This is a genomic window from Mesorhizobium ciceri biovar biserrulae (genome assembly GCF_001618845.1).
Classification (GTDB): domain Bacteria; phylum Pseudomonadota; class Alphaproteobacteria; order Rhizobiales; family Rhizobiaceae; genus Mesorhizobium; species Mesorhizobium ciceri.
Map to the genome: position 1 here is coordinate 1640158 of NZ_CP015064.1, position 15499 is coordinate 1655656.

At 62.7% G+C, this 15499-nt stretch carries 15 protein-coding genes; 12 read left to right on the forward strand and 3 right to left on the reverse strand.

Translation table 11 applies throughout. The annotated features are described in order from the left end of the window. Entirely contained in the window at positions 1-1149 is a 1149-nt protein-coding gene (locus A4R29_RS07270; protein ID WP_063173611.1) for a Gfo/Idh/MocA family protein, read from the reverse strand. A gap of 268 nt (positions 1150-1417) precedes the next feature. After that, positions 1418-2179: a DeoR/GlpR family DNA-binding transcription regulator gene (locus A4R29_RS07275; RefSeq protein ID WP_013532952.1), complete on the reverse strand. Its 762-nt coding sequence runs from the start codon at positions 2177-2179 to the stop codon at positions 1418-1420. 162 nt (positions 2180-2341) lie between these two features. Here A4R29_RS07275 and A4R29_RS07280 point away from each other — a divergent pair, with 162 nt between their 5' ends. From A4R29_RS07280 to A4R29_RS07335, 12 genes are all read left to right on the forward strand, one after another. After that, positions 2342-3142, forward strand: coding sequence for a beta/alpha barrel domain-containing protein (locus A4R29_RS07280; protein WP_063171597.1), 801 nt, complete (start codon positions 2342-2344; stop codon positions 3140-3142). 3 nt (positions 3143-3145) lie between these two features. Then, entirely contained in the window at positions 3146-4096 is a 951-nt protein-coding gene (locus A4R29_RS07285) for a PfkB family carbohydrate kinase (RefSeq protein ID WP_063171598.1), read from the forward strand. Positions 4097-4184: 88 nt separating this feature from the next. Further along, positions 4185-5330: an ABC transporter ATP-binding protein gene (locus tag A4R29_RS07290; protein WP_063171599.1), complete on the forward strand. Its 1146-nt coding sequence runs from the start codon at positions 4185-4187 to the stop codon at positions 5328-5330. 110 nt (positions 5331-5440) lie between these two features. Then, positions 5441-6688: an ABC transporter substrate-binding protein gene (locus tag A4R29_RS07295; RefSeq protein ID WP_024502559.1), complete on the forward strand. Its 1248-nt coding sequence runs from the start codon at positions 5441-5443 to the stop codon at positions 6686-6688. 135 nt (positions 6689-6823) lie between these two features. Further along, positions 6824-7720: a carbohydrate ABC transporter permease gene (locus tag A4R29_RS07300; RefSeq protein ID WP_023764771.1), complete on the forward strand. Its 897-nt coding sequence runs from the start codon at positions 6824-6826 to the stop codon at positions 7718-7720. A gap of 5 nt (positions 7721-7725) precedes the next feature. Further along, entirely contained in the window at positions 7726-8568 is an 843-nt protein-coding gene (locus tag A4R29_RS07305) for a carbohydrate ABC transporter permease (protein WP_013532946.1), read from the forward strand. Between the two features lie 63 nt (positions 8569-8631). Then, complete coding sequence (locus A4R29_RS07310) at positions 8632-9453, forward strand: sugar phosphate isomerase/epimerase family protein (RefSeq protein ID WP_063171600.1); 822 nt, start codon at positions 8632-8634, stop codon at positions 9451-9453. Between the two features lie 11 nt (positions 9454-9464). Further along, positions 9465-10541: a Gfo/Idh/MocA family protein gene (locus A4R29_RS07315; RefSeq protein WP_063171601.1), complete on the forward strand. Its 1077-nt coding sequence runs from the start codon at positions 9465-9467 to the stop codon at positions 10539-10541. Then, a complete protein-coding gene (locus A4R29_RS07320; protein ID WP_024502562.1) occupies positions 10541-11359 on the forward strand; it encodes a sugar phosphate isomerase/epimerase family protein in 819 nt (272 codons plus the stop codon). The genes A4R29_RS07315 and A4R29_RS07320 overlap by 1 nt, the downstream gene beginning before the upstream one ends. Then, positions 11359-12192, forward strand: coding sequence for an alpha/beta fold hydrolase (locus A4R29_RS07325; protein ID WP_063167593.1), 834 nt, complete (start codon positions 11359-11361; stop codon positions 12190-12192). Before A4R29_RS07320 ends, A4R29_RS07325 begins: the two co-directional genes overlap by 1 nt. Beyond that, on the forward strand, positions 12189-12911 hold the full coding sequence (locus A4R29_RS07330) for a ribulose-phosphate 3-epimerase (protein ID WP_013532941.1): 723 nt from the start codon (positions 12189-12191) through the stop codon (positions 12909-12911). The genes A4R29_RS07325 and A4R29_RS07330 overlap by 4 nt, the downstream gene beginning before the upstream one ends. Further along, positions 12908-13936: an ROK family protein gene (locus A4R29_RS07335; protein ID WP_024502565.1), complete on the forward strand. Its 1029-nt coding sequence runs from the start codon at positions 12908-12910 to the stop codon at positions 13934-13936. Before A4R29_RS07330 ends, A4R29_RS07335 begins: the two co-directional genes overlap by 4 nt. Positions 13937-14003: 67 nt before the next feature. Here the strand turns inward: A4R29_RS07335 and A4R29_RS07340 are convergent, their stop codons facing one another. Further along, positions 14004-15332, reverse strand: a complete 1329-nt coding sequence (locus tag A4R29_RS07340) for a dicarboxylate/amino acid:cation symporter (protein WP_063171602.1) — start codon at positions 15330-15332, stop codon at positions 14004-14006. Positions 15333-15499 lie beyond the last annotated feature (167 nt).

Here is a 15499-nt window from a genome sequence, read left to right on the forward strand (position 1 = left end):
TCAGGCCAGCAGATCGCTCGCCTCTTCCTCGGTCAGCAGGGCCGGCTGGACGACATCGCCCGCGATGGCGACCGAGCCCTGTGTTTCACCGGAGCGCAGGATAGCCTCCATGATCTCCAGTACATGCAGCGCCAGATTGCCGGAGGCGCGTGGCGTGTTGCCGGTCTGAAGCGAGCGCACCAGATCGGCGACGCCCAGCATGCGGTAATTGGCGCGGTCGGGCGCGGCGTAGGGCCAATTGCGGGCGCCGTAGAGCTCGCCTTCGCTGGCGAAATCCTTCCACTCGGCGCCGCGTTCGGACAATGAGACGGTGCCGCCGAACGTGTCGGGATCGGGCAGGCGCAGCGAGCCTTCCGTGCCGTGCAATTCGATCGGGTGGTTGGAGTGCTTGAAGACGTCCCACGAGGCACCGAAGGTGACGGTGGCGCCCGAGCGGAATTCGAGCAGCGACAGCACGTTGGTCGGCGTGCCGACCTTGAATTTGGTGTTCTTGTACGGTCCTTCGGCAGTGATCAGCCGCTCCTCCTGGCCGCGCGTCGCCATCGCCATGACGCGTTCGACCGGGCCGAGCAGATTGACCAGCATGGTCAGATAGTAGGGGCCCATGTCGAACACCGGGCCACCGCCTGGCTGGTAGTAGAACTGCGGGTTGGGGTGCCAGTGCTCCATGCCGCGCCCCATCATGAAGGCGGTGCCGGTGACCGGGCGACCGATGGCGCCTTCGTCCATCAGCCGGCGTGCCCGGCGTCCGGCAGCGCCTAGGAACGTATCCGGCGCCGAGCCGAGCAGCAGGCCGCGTTTGGCCGCCTCCGCCACCAGCCGGCGGCCGTCGCTGGCGGACGTCGCCAACGGCTTTTCGGTGAAGACGTGTTTGCCGGCCGAAAGTGCTGAAAACGAAATGTCGAAATGTGCGGCGGGAATTGTCAGGTTGAGGACGAGATCGATCTCGGGATCGGCCAGCAGGGCATCCACACCGAGTGCCCGGATGCCATACTCCTTGGCCCGCAACGCAGCCATGTCGGCCGAAATATCGGCGCAGGCACGCAGCTCGATGCCGCCGAAGAGGGCGGCATTGCGCAAATAGGTCATCGAGATGTTGCCGCATCCGATGACACCGATTCCGAGCTTTTCCTTCGATTTTGCCGGCATGTTCGATCGGTCCTCCCTGTAGGTCATGCTCTGCCGGATCCGCTGCGCCGGCAACGGGTCCCGTCCGGGAAAGCGCTATACAACATTTTAAATATTGACGCGCGTAAAATTTTTATACAACATGCGAAAATGCTGGCGCGATATCGGGAGGCTGCCAGTCCTGGGAGGAGAAAATGACCGACATGAAAAAACGGCCGACCGCCGATGCGGATGCCGTGGGTCATGCGCGCATCGGATATTTCCGCCGCGGCCAGGGACCTCGACGGGGTCAGGCATAGATCACCTTGGCCCCTGTCCTATCAAGCTGGCTGCGTATTGGGCCGGACAGGCCATCGTCGGTGATCACGACATCGACGCTCGACAGCGAAAAGGCCTTGGAGGTTCCGCTGACGCCCCATTTGCTCGAATCCGCAAGGAGGACAACGCGCCGGGCCATGCGCACGAGGTTTCGCTTGGTTCGCGCCATGTCTTCGTTCACGTCGACCACATCCAGTGACGAGTCAATCGCATGCGCTCCAACAAAGACCTGATGCGCTACCAAGCCGCCGAGAGCCGTGTCGGCATCGGTGATCAGCGTGCTTACCGTGTCCGGGTAGACCCGGCCGCCGATCATGTGAACGTCGAGCCCGGGCCGATGCATCAGATGCTGCACGATATTCATCGCCGTGGCCGCGACCACGACATTGCTGAGCGGCGGTAACAGCATGGCAACCTGCATCAATGTCGAGCCGCCATCGAAGATGACCGATTGGTTGTCCTCGAACAGGTCTATCGCTGCCCGGGCGATGCGTTTCTTTGCATCGAGGTTTGTTTGCATCCGCCGGGCGAACGCGGCCGTGGTCGAATCCGTGGTCCGGGTCACCGCGCCTCCGCGGGTCTTGGTCAGCAGTCCCTTGCGATCCAGTATCTCGAGGTCGGAGCGCACCGTGACTTCCGACACGCCAAAATCGTCTGACAGGTCCTTGATGCGAACCTGCCCGCTGCGTTGCACTTCACCCAGGATCGATTGGCGTCTCTGCTCTGACAACATTGGCCTGTCCTTGCCCCCATGCGCCAAGCGATCGCCCTGGCCTCGGTTCACTCTACCAAAAATAGGCGAATTCGAAAGATTTCGAAAGATTGCATTTGTTATTTCTTTCGCAAACACTGGATCCAGGATTTTGAAATCAATCAATTGGAGAGTTTTGGACTCATGAGCCTCGGAACCAAGGTGCGCCTGGCGCGCCTCTTCTCGCATCCATCGGGGAATCTTTTTGGCGGCGCGGTCGACCACTTTGTCGGCTATGGCGATGTGCGCAAAGGAGGTCTTGCCGACCTGCCGGGTGCGCTTGCACGCGTCATGGTAGGCAAACCCGACTACGTCAGCATCCAGCCTGGCACCGCGCGCCATCTGTGGCCGCAATATGCGGGCAAGGCTTCCCTGGTGATCCAGGCCGGCTGCTTCACCCCAGACGATCGCATCAGTGAACTGATTGCAACGCCCGAGGATGCGGTGCGCGCCGGCGCCGATGCGTTGGCCGTGGCCATTCCGGTGCGCGGCGCGACCGAGGGAAAATACATACGCTGGCTGACCGATTCGGTGAACGCGGCGGCTCGTTACGGCATGCCGGTGGTAGCGCATATCTACCCTCGCGATTTCACCGACGGGGCAAAAATCGTCTTCACCCCCGACGAGATCGCCTATGCGGCACGCATCGGCTACGAGTCCGGCGTCGATGTGATCAAGATCGGTTACACGGGCGATTTCGAGTCGTTCCGAGAGACCGTTCGGACCTGCCCGGTGCCGGTTGTGATCGCTGGTGGTCCGAAGACCGACACGCTGCTCGGCGCCCTTCAGCAGACGGCGGACGCCATCCGTGCAGGCGCGCGCGGTGCCGTGGTGGGCCGCAATCTATGGGGGCACGGCGATCCGGAAAAGGCAGCGATCGCCTTTCGGGGCGTCATCCATGACGGCCTTTCGGCGCAAGACGCCTTGACGAAGGCGGGTGCCTGAACGATGCCCGCCGTCCCTTCAATCCTCGGCTTCGGAGCTATTGCGATCGACGACATCGTCTATGTCGATCAGCCGTTGTCGGCGGGCAAGGGGAAGGTTTTGCAAAGTGCCCGGGCTTTCGGGGGAAACGTCGCGACGGCACTTGCCGCCGTCGCGCGGCTCGGCGGAAGCGCCGGGTTCGTCGGATGGCTGGGCAGTGCCGCCGACGACGCCGTGTTGCGCGATCTCGTTGCGAGCGGCATTGAAACCGCGTTCGCGCCGCGCCACCCGCACGCGCGCCCGGTGCGCTCGCGGATCACCGTCGGTTCGGACGGGGAGCGGTTCATCGCGTATGACGACGAAGCGATGCTGGGCACCGCGCCGGACTTTCCGGACGAGGTTCTCAGCCGCGCGACTGTCCTGATCGTCGACAGTTACGGGATCGGGTCGCTGGATGTCGTGGCTCGGGCTCGCGATCTCGGCCTTGCGATCCTCGGCGATGTCGAATGGAGCCACGGCCCGGCCACCGAGAGACTGATCGGGCTCTGCGACCATCTCATTCTTCCGCTCGGCTTTGCGCGGACCGCCACCGGCCGCCACTCGCCGGCCGAGATACTCGATGCATTGTGGTTGCCGTCGCGGTCCGCCGTGGTTCTGACGGATGGCGGCAGAGGCGTCTTCTATCGCGGACGCGACGAGACAGGGCTCTGGCACCTGCCTCCGCAACGGGTTGCCGTCGTCGACTCGACCGGCGCCGGTGACTGCTTTCATGGCGCCTATGCCCTTGCATTGACGCGCGGGGCCGACACCGCAGGCCGGGTCGCATTCGCGGCCGCGGCGGCGGCCCTTTCGATAACGGGGCGGGGCGGGCGCGAGGCGCTTCCGACCGACGACCAGGTCAAGGAACTCCTGGCATCGACGAACGCGCCGTCGGCAGTCGAACTGAAATATGCGCGGCTTGATACCGGAACATAGCCTGAACTATCCGAGGAAAATTTCGCAGGTGAACGTAAGCCGAGGACAATCATAAAAATCAACGGCTTAGGCTTGTGGAGGGAGGAATATGGCAGAAGTCGTTCTTGAGAATATCTGCAAGACATACGGGAACAATTTTCACGCAATCGACCAATTGAACCTGTCGGTCAAGGACGGCGAGTTCTTGATTCTCGTCGGGCCGTCCGGCTGTGGCAAATCCACCGCGTTGCGGATGATCGCGGGATTGGAGGACGTCACCAGCGGCAGCCTCCGGATCGGCGGGGTCGACGTCGTCGACATGCCGCCCAAGGATCGCGACATCGCGATGGTCTTCCAGAGCTACGCCCTCTATCCGCATATGACCGTGTTCGAGAACATCGGCTTTTCGATGCGGCTGGCAGGCAAGCCGAAGGCCGAGCGCAAAAAGCGCGTGGACGAGATCGCCAAAACCCTTCAACTGACGTCTCTGCTGGACAGCAAACCCGCGAACCTTTCAGGTGGACAGCGTCAAAGGGTTGCCATGGGCCGCGCCATGGTGCGCGAGCCGGCAGCCTTTCTCATGGACGAACCCCTTTCCAATCTGGACGCGAAACTGCGTGTTCAAATGCGCGCCGAAATCACCAGGCTGCAAAAGCAGCTCGGCGTAACGACCATATATGTGACCCACGACCAAACCGAAGCCATGACGATGGGCGACAGGGTCGCGGTGTTGAAAGGCGGCGTGCTGCAGCAGGTCGACGCACCCAAGAGGCTCTATGAATCGCCGGTGAACGCTTTCGTTGCTGGCTTCATCGGGTCTCCTTCGATGAATCTTTTCGAGGCAACCCTGACGGGCGACGAACTGATGTCCGGCGCCTTGGCCATCCGGCTGCAGGATGCAGCCTTCGTGCGCAGGCCGGGCTTGAGGTCGTATGCGGGGCGCAAGGTCGTGTTCGGGATACGACCGGAGGATCTCTATGACAGCAGTCTCGAATCCGGCCGCAAGTATCAGACGATACCGGCAAAGGTGACCTCGATCGAAGAACTCGGATCCGAACAAATCGTTCATCTCAACATCGACGCGGTCCGGGTGGACTCCGGCGACCCTGACGCGGTGCAGGATTTCGGCCTGGCGTCGAATGCGGTGGCGAAATTCGAACCGGTCAGCACAGTCCGCTCCGGCTCGGAAATCAGCTTGGCCCTGGATGATGCCAAGCTCCATTTCTTCGACCCCGAGACGCATCTGGCAATCTGAATATCAGCGATAAGACCCGCGGGCGAGGGTGAGGCGCCTGCGTAAGAAGACTTCTGAATAATCAGACGATCGGCCGCATTGTGCGGGCGAATATAAAGAAGGAGGAGAAAATGACGTTTCGTATTAAATCCGCGATGCTGAAAATAGCCGCGGCCGCATGGTTGCTTGGCGCAACCGGCGCCATGGCGGATACGACGCTGGAATTCACCCAATGGTGGGAGCCCGAATTGCCGGCTGGCTCGCTCAGGTCAATTATGGACGAGTTCGAGGCGGCAAACCCCGGAATCAAGGTGACGCTGGTCAGCGGCCCCTACGCCACCACGCGAGACCAGATCTCGGTTGGTGCTGCAACCGGAACGCTCAGCGACGTCGTCGGTCTCGACGGCGCCTGGGTGAACAATCTGAATGCGCAGGGCGCACTCGCCGACATGAATCCGATGATGGATGCGAGCGGTTTCGACAAGAGCCAGGTCGCGGATATCATCAAGGTGGACGGCAAGGCCGTGATGTTTCCCGTGGCTTCGTTCGTCTATCCGGTCTTCGTGAATTTGGACCTCGCCGCCAAGGCGGGCGTGACCAAGCTGCCGTCGACCCGTGCGGAGTTTCTCGAAGCCGCCAAGAAGATGACGCACGCCGACCAGAACCAGTATGGCTGGGTGCTGCCCCTGTCGCTGCAAACGCCATCCGGCGTCCAGAACGACATGATGTCGTGGGTTTGGGCTTCGGGCCAGTCGATGATGGCGAGCGGCAAGCCGGACCTTGAGGGCAAACCGGTGGTGGATATGCTCACTTTCGTCAAATCACTCAATGACGCCGGCACCATCTCGCCCGGCATCGCCACCAAGACCGAGCAGGAAAAGGTCGAGGAGTTCGTCAACAACCGCGTCGGGATGATGATCGACTCGCTCGCGCATGTGAACCTCATCCGCAAGCGCAATCCCAAGCTGAACTTCGACCTCATCCCGGTCCCTGTCGTGGAAAACTATACCGGCAAGCGCGGCCTTCCCTATGCCTCCTGGGGCATCGGCATCTCTGCGGCTTCGAAACATCAGGAAGAGGCCTGGAAACTCGTCCAATATCTGATGAGTGAAAAGGTCAACGCCAAGCTCGTGTCGCTTGCAAACGCCTTCCCGGGCAACGTCAACGCCAAGCCCGATTTCGTGACCTCGGACAAGGCTTTCGGCAAGGCTTTTGAAATCTTCAAGACCGGTCATCTCGCCAATGAGTTCACGGGCCTGCCGGTGGCTGAAGACCTGATGACCCAGTTCGACGTGCAAGCCCAGAAGATGCTCGCCGGCGAGCAGTCTCCGGAACAAGCAGCCGCCGCCGCTCAGAAGGGCTGGATGGCGAAATTCTGATCGGCCTGTTCCCGTTTGCTGTCTTCGACCGGGTGACCTGACTTCGGGCAGGCCACCCGGCAACGGATCGGCATTCTGAGTGGACTTGTTTTTGAAAGCTTACCTTCCCTTGAAGGCGTATCCCAAGGTTGGCACATGACCCGGCAAAAGCGCTCCCACCACAAGCTTAAACGAGCGGTCGCACCCTACCTCTATCTGTCGCCCTCGCTGCTGATAATCGGGCTCCTGATGCTGCTGCCGATGGTGACGGTGATTGCCTACTCGTTCCAGAACAGCGCGGTGCTGCGTCGTGACCCATCCTTTGCCGGACTGAAGCACTACCAGGCGATCTTCGACGACCCTGTGTTCTGGGCTTCGCTGTGGCACACGCTCTACTTCACATGCATGAGTGTCATTTTCCACATGACCATCGGCATGGTCTTCGCGCTCATGCTGAACAGCGACCGCATCAATCCGACGCTGCGCAATATTCTGCGTGTGCTCTACATACTGCCCTGGCTGTTCACCGCGGTGATCATCGCCGTGATCTGGCGCCTCCTGCTTGAGCCGAACGGTGTCGTGAACAGTATTCTCATGCAAATCGGCATCATCGGTTCCAAGGTCGAATGGTTTTCCTCGCCTGAGACCGCGCTGCATGCAGTCACTTTTGCCAATATCTGGGCGGGCTACCCGCTCTTCATGGTCAGTTTGCTCGCGGGTTTGCAGGGCATTCCCAAGGATTTCTACGAGGCCGCCGATATCGACGGGGCGAAAGCCTACCAGAAGCTGATCTTCATCACCATTCCGCAGCTGATGCCGATCATCATCAGCATCTCGCTGCTCGACTTCATCTGGACCATGCAGGTCTTCCCGCTAATCTGGATAACGACGGGCGGTGGCCCGATCTACTCGACCGAGGTCCTCAGCACCTACACGTACAAGCTGGCATTTTCGAGCTACAACCTGTCGCAGGCTTCGGCCAGCGCCGTGGTCATCCTGCTGATCTCTCTCGGCCTGACGCTGTTCTATATTCGCTATCAAAAGGCTCGGTAATCACCATGAGGAAAAGGCACACGCCGAAAGACAGGCTGATCACCGTGGCGCTCCATGTAGCGCTTGCAGCAGGGCTCTTTTTCGCGGCATTCCCGATCTACTGGATGCTGAGCAGCTCGTTCAAATCGAATACCGAAATCTTTGCCCTGCCACCAACCATCCTGCCAAAGGCGTTCACGCTGGAAGCGTATGCAGCCATCCTTGGCGACCCGGTAAAGCTGCGCTTCTTCTTCAACAGCTATTTCGTGGCGGGAGCGGTGACCGTGCTGACGGTGCTGATCGCCTTGCTGGCGGCCTACGGGTTCAGCCGCTTCAATTTCCGCGGCAAGGGCAGCCTGAACACAATCATCATCAGCACGCAGACGATTCCGCCGATCACACTTTTGATCCCCTTCTTCGGGCTTGTCGTCTCATACGGTATCTTCGATACCTACGTCGCGCTGATCCTGACCTACCTGGTGTTTACGCTGCCCTACGCGATCCTGCTGATGACGGGATATCTGAACACCTTGCCCCGCGATCTCGATGAAGCCGTGGCTGTCGACGGCGGCAGCAGCTGGACCGCGCTTTGGCGGGTGATTGTCCCGATTTCACTGCCTGGTATCGTGGCGACGTCGGTCTACACCTTCCTGTTGTGCTGGAACGAATTTCTCTTTGCGCTGACGCTGACGAAATCGACGTCCATGCGAACCGTCCCGATCGGCATCCAGCTGTTGATGGGGCAGCACGCCTTCGAATGGAACCAGATGATGGCGATGAGCGTGCTCGGCTCGCTACCGCTCTTGCTCATCTACCTCGTTGCCCAGAGATACTTCCTCGCCGGTATGACCGCAGGCTCGGTCAAGTAGGATGTTCATCCCACGGCGACGCAGGATGGCATCAATCAATAAGCGGTATCAAGGATTGAAAGGATGAACGTGAAAGACCTCAAAGTCGGCTGCCAGACCTTCACCTGGGAAATGCTGGGAGACCGGTTCACCGGCGGCCCCGACGATCTGCTGAGGGCGATCTCTGACGGTGGCTATGCCGGCATCGAGATCACCAACACTATGATCGGACATTATGGCAACAAGCCGAAGGAGTTCGCCGCCGCGCTGAAGGCGTGGGGGCTGACGCTGGTTTCCTTCGCCTTTGGCTCGAACAGTGGCTTTACGTCGAAGGAGGAGATCGGCGCCGACCTCGAAACCGCCAAACGCTGGATCGATTTCGCTGCCGCCTTCCCGAATGCGCTGGTCTCGATGGGCTCGGCGACGGTGGTGTCCGACGGGCCGCGTGAGGATAAGTTCGCCATCGCGGCCGATGTCTACAACAACGCCGGCGAGATCGGACGCAAGGCCGGTGTTCAGGTCGCGGTGCATCCCAGCTCGCACCACAACACGCTGCTGTTCGACCGCGCCGATTACGACGCGATCTTTGCCTTGCTCGACCCCGACCTGGTCGGCTGGGTACCGGATACCGGCCATATACTGCGCGGCCACAAGGACATGTCCGATACGCTGCGCACCTACCGCGACCGCATCCGCTACATCCACCTCAAGGACGTCGATGCCAACGGCAGCTGGGCCATGCTCGGCAAGGGCGTCTGCGACACGCCGGCGGTGATCGAGATCGCCAACACCGCACCGCGCTTCAACGGCTGGCTGGTGCTGGAGGAGGAATCCGAAACGGCCGCCGCCGATCCCGCCGGCGCGGTAAAAACCAACCGCCAGACAATGCGCAGCTTGGGCGCCTGAAGAACGAGACGATGATCAAGAAACAGGACAGACGCCTCAGGGTCGGTGTGCTCGGCTGCGGCCCCATCGCGCAGTTCGCGCATCTGCAATCCTGCGTGAAGGCTGGGAATGCCGACCTCTACGCCATCTGCGACGCGGCACCCGATCTGCTCGCCCGCATGGGCGCCACCTACGAGCCGCAAAAGATGTATGCCGACTACGACGCCATGCTCGCCGATCCCGAACTGGAAGCGGTGATCGTCGCCACGTCGGACGCCTATCACGTGCCGATGTCGATCAAGGCGCTCGATGCGGGAAAGCATGTCCTGTGCGAAAAGCCGATCGGCACCTCGGTGGAGGAAGGCGAGGCGCTGGCCCAGGCGGTCAGGCGCTCGGGCAAGGTCCTGCAGGTCGGTCACATGAAGCGCTTCGACCCGGCACTGGAGGCGGCGCGCGACTTCGTCCGCGATGAAATGGGCGAGGTGCTGGCGCTTAAGGCCTGGTACTGCGATTCCACCCATCGCTACACCAACACCGATGCCATTCAGCCGCTGCCGGTCACCAGCAAGCTGGCGAAGAAGCCGACCGGCAATCCCAAGGCTGATCTCAGGCAATATTTCATGCTGGCGCACGGCTCGCATCTCGTCGATACGGCGCGTTTCCTGTGCGGCGAAATCGTTGCCGTGCGCGCCCGCCTCAACGAACGCTTCGGCGCCTATTGCTGGTTCGTCGAGACCGAATTCGCCAGCGGCGCGCTCGGCCATCTCGACCTGACGGTTGCCGTCCGCATGGACTGGCACGAAGGTTTTCAGCTCTATGGCGAGAACGGCTCCGTCATCGCGAAAACCTTCAACCCCTGGTACTTCCGCGCCAGCGAGGTCGAGATCTTTTACGAGAAGACCGCCACCGCCCACAAGCCGCTCGGCGCCGACGGCCACTTCTTCCGCCGCCAACTGGAAGGCCTAGCGGATACAGTCCTGAACGGCACGCCGATGCGCGGCGCCAATGTCGAGGACGGCATCGCCTCGATCCGCGCCATGGTCGCCATCGCGCGTTCGGTCGAGACAGGTGAACGGGTCGAACTCGCCTCGGCTTCGGGAGCGGTCTGATGCGTCTCGGCATTTTCGCCAAGACATTTGCCGGCACAGAGCCGGCTGCCGTGCTGACGGCGGTTAAGCAGGCTGGCTATGAGACGACGCAGTTCAATCTAGCCTGCGCCGGCCTGCCATCGATGCCGGATGTCGTGCCGGCGGAAGCAGTCACTTCCACCCGCGCCGCAGCACAATCGACCGGGGTTGCACTCGCCGCACTGTCGGGCACCTACAACATGGCGCATCCCGACAAGGCTGTGCGCGACGACGGTCTTCGCCGTCTTGCCGTCGTCATCGAGACGGCGGCGGCCCTCGGTATTCCGCTGGTCACGCTCTGCACCGGCTCGCGCAACGCCGCCGATCAGTGGGCGTATCATCCCGACAATAGCACGCCGGCGGCCTGGTCCGACATGGCCGCCGAGATGGAGAAAGCGCTGGCGGTTGCCGAAGACGCCGGCGTCGATCTCGGCATCGAGCCCGAGCAGGCCAACATCGTTACCTCGGCCAGGGACGCGACCAGGCTGATCGCCGAAATGGGATCGAAGCATCTGAAGATCGTGCTCGATCCGGCGAACCTGTTCGAGCACGCGACGCCACACGAAGCGCGCGCCATCGTCGCCGCCGCGATCGACGAGGCTGCCGGCCATATCGCCATGGCGCACGCCAAGGATCGCTCTGGTGACGGCCGCTTTGCCACCGCCGGACAAGGCATCGTCGATTTTCCGCATTTTGTTTCACGGCTGAAGGCAGCGGGCTTCGACGGATCGCTCGTCACCCACGGGCTGTCCGCCGATGAAGCCCCCGGCGTCGCAGCCTTTCTGCGGGGACTCCTCTGATGGGCGCCGCGCCGGCGATCCTGCTTCGCGACGATGCATCGCTTCGTGTCTTCGACACGGGGCAGGGCAGGCCTCCCGTCGTCTTCCAGCATGGCCTCGGCGGTGATGCGGCACAAGTGGCGCAGAACTTTCCCGATGGTCCTTCATACCGCCGACTGACCGTCGAATGTCGCGCTCAGGGCGGCTCCGGCGCCGGCAGCAAGCGTCCTTTTTCGATCGAGATGTTCGCCGACGACGTGTTGGCTGCCGCCGATGCCGCCGGCCTCGACCGTTTCGTCGCCGGCGGCATCTCGATGGGCGCGGCAATCGCCTTGCGGCTTGCGGCCCGGCACCCGGATAGGGTCACAGGTCTCGTGCTTGTTCGCCCTGCCTGGGCTTTCGACGCGGCATCGCAAAACATGCGCCCTTACGTGGAAGTGGCGGAGCTCATCCGCGGCCGTCCGCTGGATGACGCGCGCGATGCGTTTGCGGCCTCCGCCACGGCGGCTCGCTTTCGCATCGAGGCGCCGGACAATCTTGCTTCCCTGCTCGGCTTTTTCGCGCGCGCCAATGCGAATGTTTTCGCCGAGGTGATGCGAGCGATCGCAAACGATGGGCCCGGCGTGACGCGGGCAGCGGCCGCCGGCCTCGCGCTCCCGACACTCGTCATCGGCAGCGGCATCGATCTCGTCCATCCGCTGGCCACCGCGCGCAGCCTTGCAGACACCATCCCCAATGCCGCCTTTGTCGAGGTGACGCCGAAGGCCACCGACAAGGAGCGCCATTTCGCCGAAATCCGCGCCGCCATCGGCAGCTTTCTCAACACAAATTTTGACAAGCAGGACCAATCATGATCTCGAAATCTCTCTCCGGCCCGGCCGCCATCGCCGAACTGCCACGCGATCGCATGATCGCCGAATTCTCGCTCTGGTCTGCCAATCTTGCCAATTTCGAGAACGACTTGAAGCGCATCGAACCCTATGTCGATCTTCATCATATCGATGTGGCGGACGGTCATTTCGCCCCGTCCTTCCTGTTCTTCCCCGACCTCGTTGCCCGCATCGCCGGGCTGACGGCGAAACCCATCCACGTCCACCTGATGGTCGATGAAGCAATCGTCGAGGCGCAGACGCGCCAGTTCATCGAAGCCGGCGCCGACATGATCAGCGTCCATGCCGAGAATGGCGAAGCGGGATTGCGCGCCGTGCGGCTGGCGCGGGAGCTCGGCGCCGAGGCGGGCGTCGTGCTCAGGCTGGAGACGCCTGTGGAAGCGGTGACGGCCTTCGTCCCGGAAGTCGCCTTCGTAACGCTTCTTGGAACCGCAATCGGCGTCAAGGGACAGAGCCTGTCGGACAAGGCCTGCGACAGGCTGGGCGCTACCCGCGCTATCCTGAGAAAGGCCGGCCGTGAGGCGCAAGTGGTTCTGGCCGCCGACGGCGGCATCCGCCACGAGACCGTGCCGCTGCTGCGTGCCGCCGGGGCCGAAACCGTGGTTCTCGGTTCGCTCGCCTTCGGTGACAAGGACCTCGCCGGCCGCATCGGCTGGCTGCACGGCTTGAAGGTCGCGGCATGACAACGGAAGCCGCCCTTGCGATCGATCTTGGCGGGACGGAGCTTCGCGCCGCCTTGGTCGACCGCGAAGGCAAGATTCTGGCATTCGCGGCGGTGCCGACGCAGGCGCAGGCCGGTCCAGACGTGGTGATCGGCCAGATCGAGGCGCTGGCGGCGACCGTCCATGCCGAAGCCCCGGCACTGTCGGTCGTCGGCGTCGGTGTCGGTGCGCCGGGACCGCTTGATCCGCTGGCCGGCATCGCCGTCGGCCCGCCGACACTCACCGGCTGGCTGGATGTGCCGCTTGCCGACATCCTCGAGCGGCGGCTCGGCCTGCCGGTCCGTCTGGAGAACGACGCCAATGCCGCGGCGCTCGGCGAATGGCGCTTCGGCGCCGGCCATGGCGCTCGCTCGCTGGTCTTTGTCACGGTGTCGACCGGCATCGGCGGCGGTGTCGTCGTCGATGGGCGCATCCTGCATGGCCGCCGTGGCCTTGCCGCCGAGATCGGTCACATGACCATCACCAATGAGGGCGAGCGTTGCGTGTGCGGCGTCATCGGCTGCTTCGAGGCCATCGCTTCGGGAACCGCGCTCGGCCGCCGCGCCACCGCCGCCACGGCGGCCGGCGACGGCTCTGCCTTGCGGCGCCTGTCAGCGGATGCGGAGGTGACCGGCCGCCACGTCGTCGAGGCGGCACGGCTGCGCGACGATCTTGCCTCGGCCTTGCTGGACGAGGAAGCCCGCTGGCTGGGCGTCGGCTTCACCAACCTGTTACATCTCTATTCGCCCGATGTGCTGGTCGTCGGCGGCGGCATCGCCAATGGGCTCGACCTGATGGCGCCGACCATCGAGGCAACCATCAGGCAGCGGGCCATGCGCGCCTATCGCGACGTACCGGTCGTTCCAGCACAGCTCGGCCGCCATGCCGGGCTCGTCGGCGCCGCCAGCCTTGTGCTGTTCGACGACGAGGGCACTTTGGCAGCCCGCATGCCTGTCGGCCCAAGCACATATCCGGACACACCACTGAGCAAGATCGGCACCGTCTGACGTGCGACTGCATGACAAAGGCCGGAGGCAGCATGCCTCCGGCCTTTTACGCATAAGCCACGCGTGGTTACTCGGCGGGGACGACATCCGCCGGCAGGCTGTCGTTAGCCGTGCCCGCCAGCGCCCTCGCCAGCTTGGCCTCGTCGAGTTCGCCTTCCCAGCGCGCCACCACCAGCGTGGCGACGGCATTGCCAACGAAGTTGGTCAGCGCCCGGCATTCCGACATGAAGCGGTCGACGCCGAGGATCAGCGCCATACCGGCGACCGGCACCGCCGGAACCACCGACAGCGTGGCGGCAAGGGTGATGAAGCCCGCTCCGGTGATGCCGGCGGCACCCTTGGACGAGAGCATGGCCACCAGCAGCAGCAGGATCTGGTCACCCATCGACAGGTGGATGTTGGTCGCCTGTGCGATGAACAGCGCCGCCAAGGTCATGTAGATGTTGGTGCCGTCGAGGTTGAAGGAATAGCCGGTCGGGATGACCAGGCCGACCACCGAGCGCTTGGCGCCGGCCTTCTCCATCTTTTCCATCAGCGAGGGCAGGGCGGCCTCCGACGAGGAGGTGCCCAGCACCAAAAGCAGCTCTTCCTTGATGTAGCGGATCAGCGACAGGATGGAGAAGCCGTTGTAGCGGCAGACCGCACCCAGCACGATGAACACGAACAGGAACGACGTCACGTAGAAGGTGCCGACCAGCATGGCGAGATTGATGACCGCGCCGATGCCGTATTTGCCGATGGTGAATGCCATGGCGCCGAAGGCACCGATGGGGGCGGCCTTCATCAGCACGCTGACCAGCTTGAAGATCGGCGTCGTCAGCGCCTGCAGGAAATTGAGGACGGGCTCGCCCTTGTCGCCGACCAGCGCCAGCGCGATGCCGAACAGCACCGAGAAGAACAGCACCTGCAGGATGTCGCCGTCGGCGAAGGCGCCGACGATGGTCGACGGGATGATGTTCATCAGGAACCCGGTGACCGACTGATCGTGCGCCTTGGCGGCGTAGGTGTTGACGGTCGAGGCGTCGAGCGTCGCCGGGTCGATGTTGAAGCCGGCGCCCGGCTGCACGACATTGGCGACGACAAGGCCGATCATCAGCGCCAACGTCGAAAAGGTGAGGAAATAGAGCATCGCCTTGCCGGCAACACGCCCGACCTTCTGCAGGTCGCTCATGCCGGCAATGCCCGTTGTCACGGTCAGGAAGATGACCGGGGCGATGATCATCTTGACCAGCTTGATGAAGGCGTCGCCGAGCGGCTTCATGCTCTCGCCGACCGACGGATAGAAATGGCCGAGCAGGATGCCGACGGTGATCGCGACGAGCACCTGCACGTAGAGTTGGGCATAGAAAGGTTTGCGCTGCGCGGCAAGCGCGCCTGATTGGTCTGCGATGTGCATCGAACTCTCCCTGGCCGGATGGGCGAAAACGGATCGCCTGCGTGACTTCTCCCATCGCGGCGCTCCGGTCGCACGCCGCTGAAAACAGTTTTGCAAGCGTCGTGCCAGATCGGGGAAAGGCCGGAATCGCGGATTTCCGCCTTTGTCAGAGGTCGCGCGGACAATAC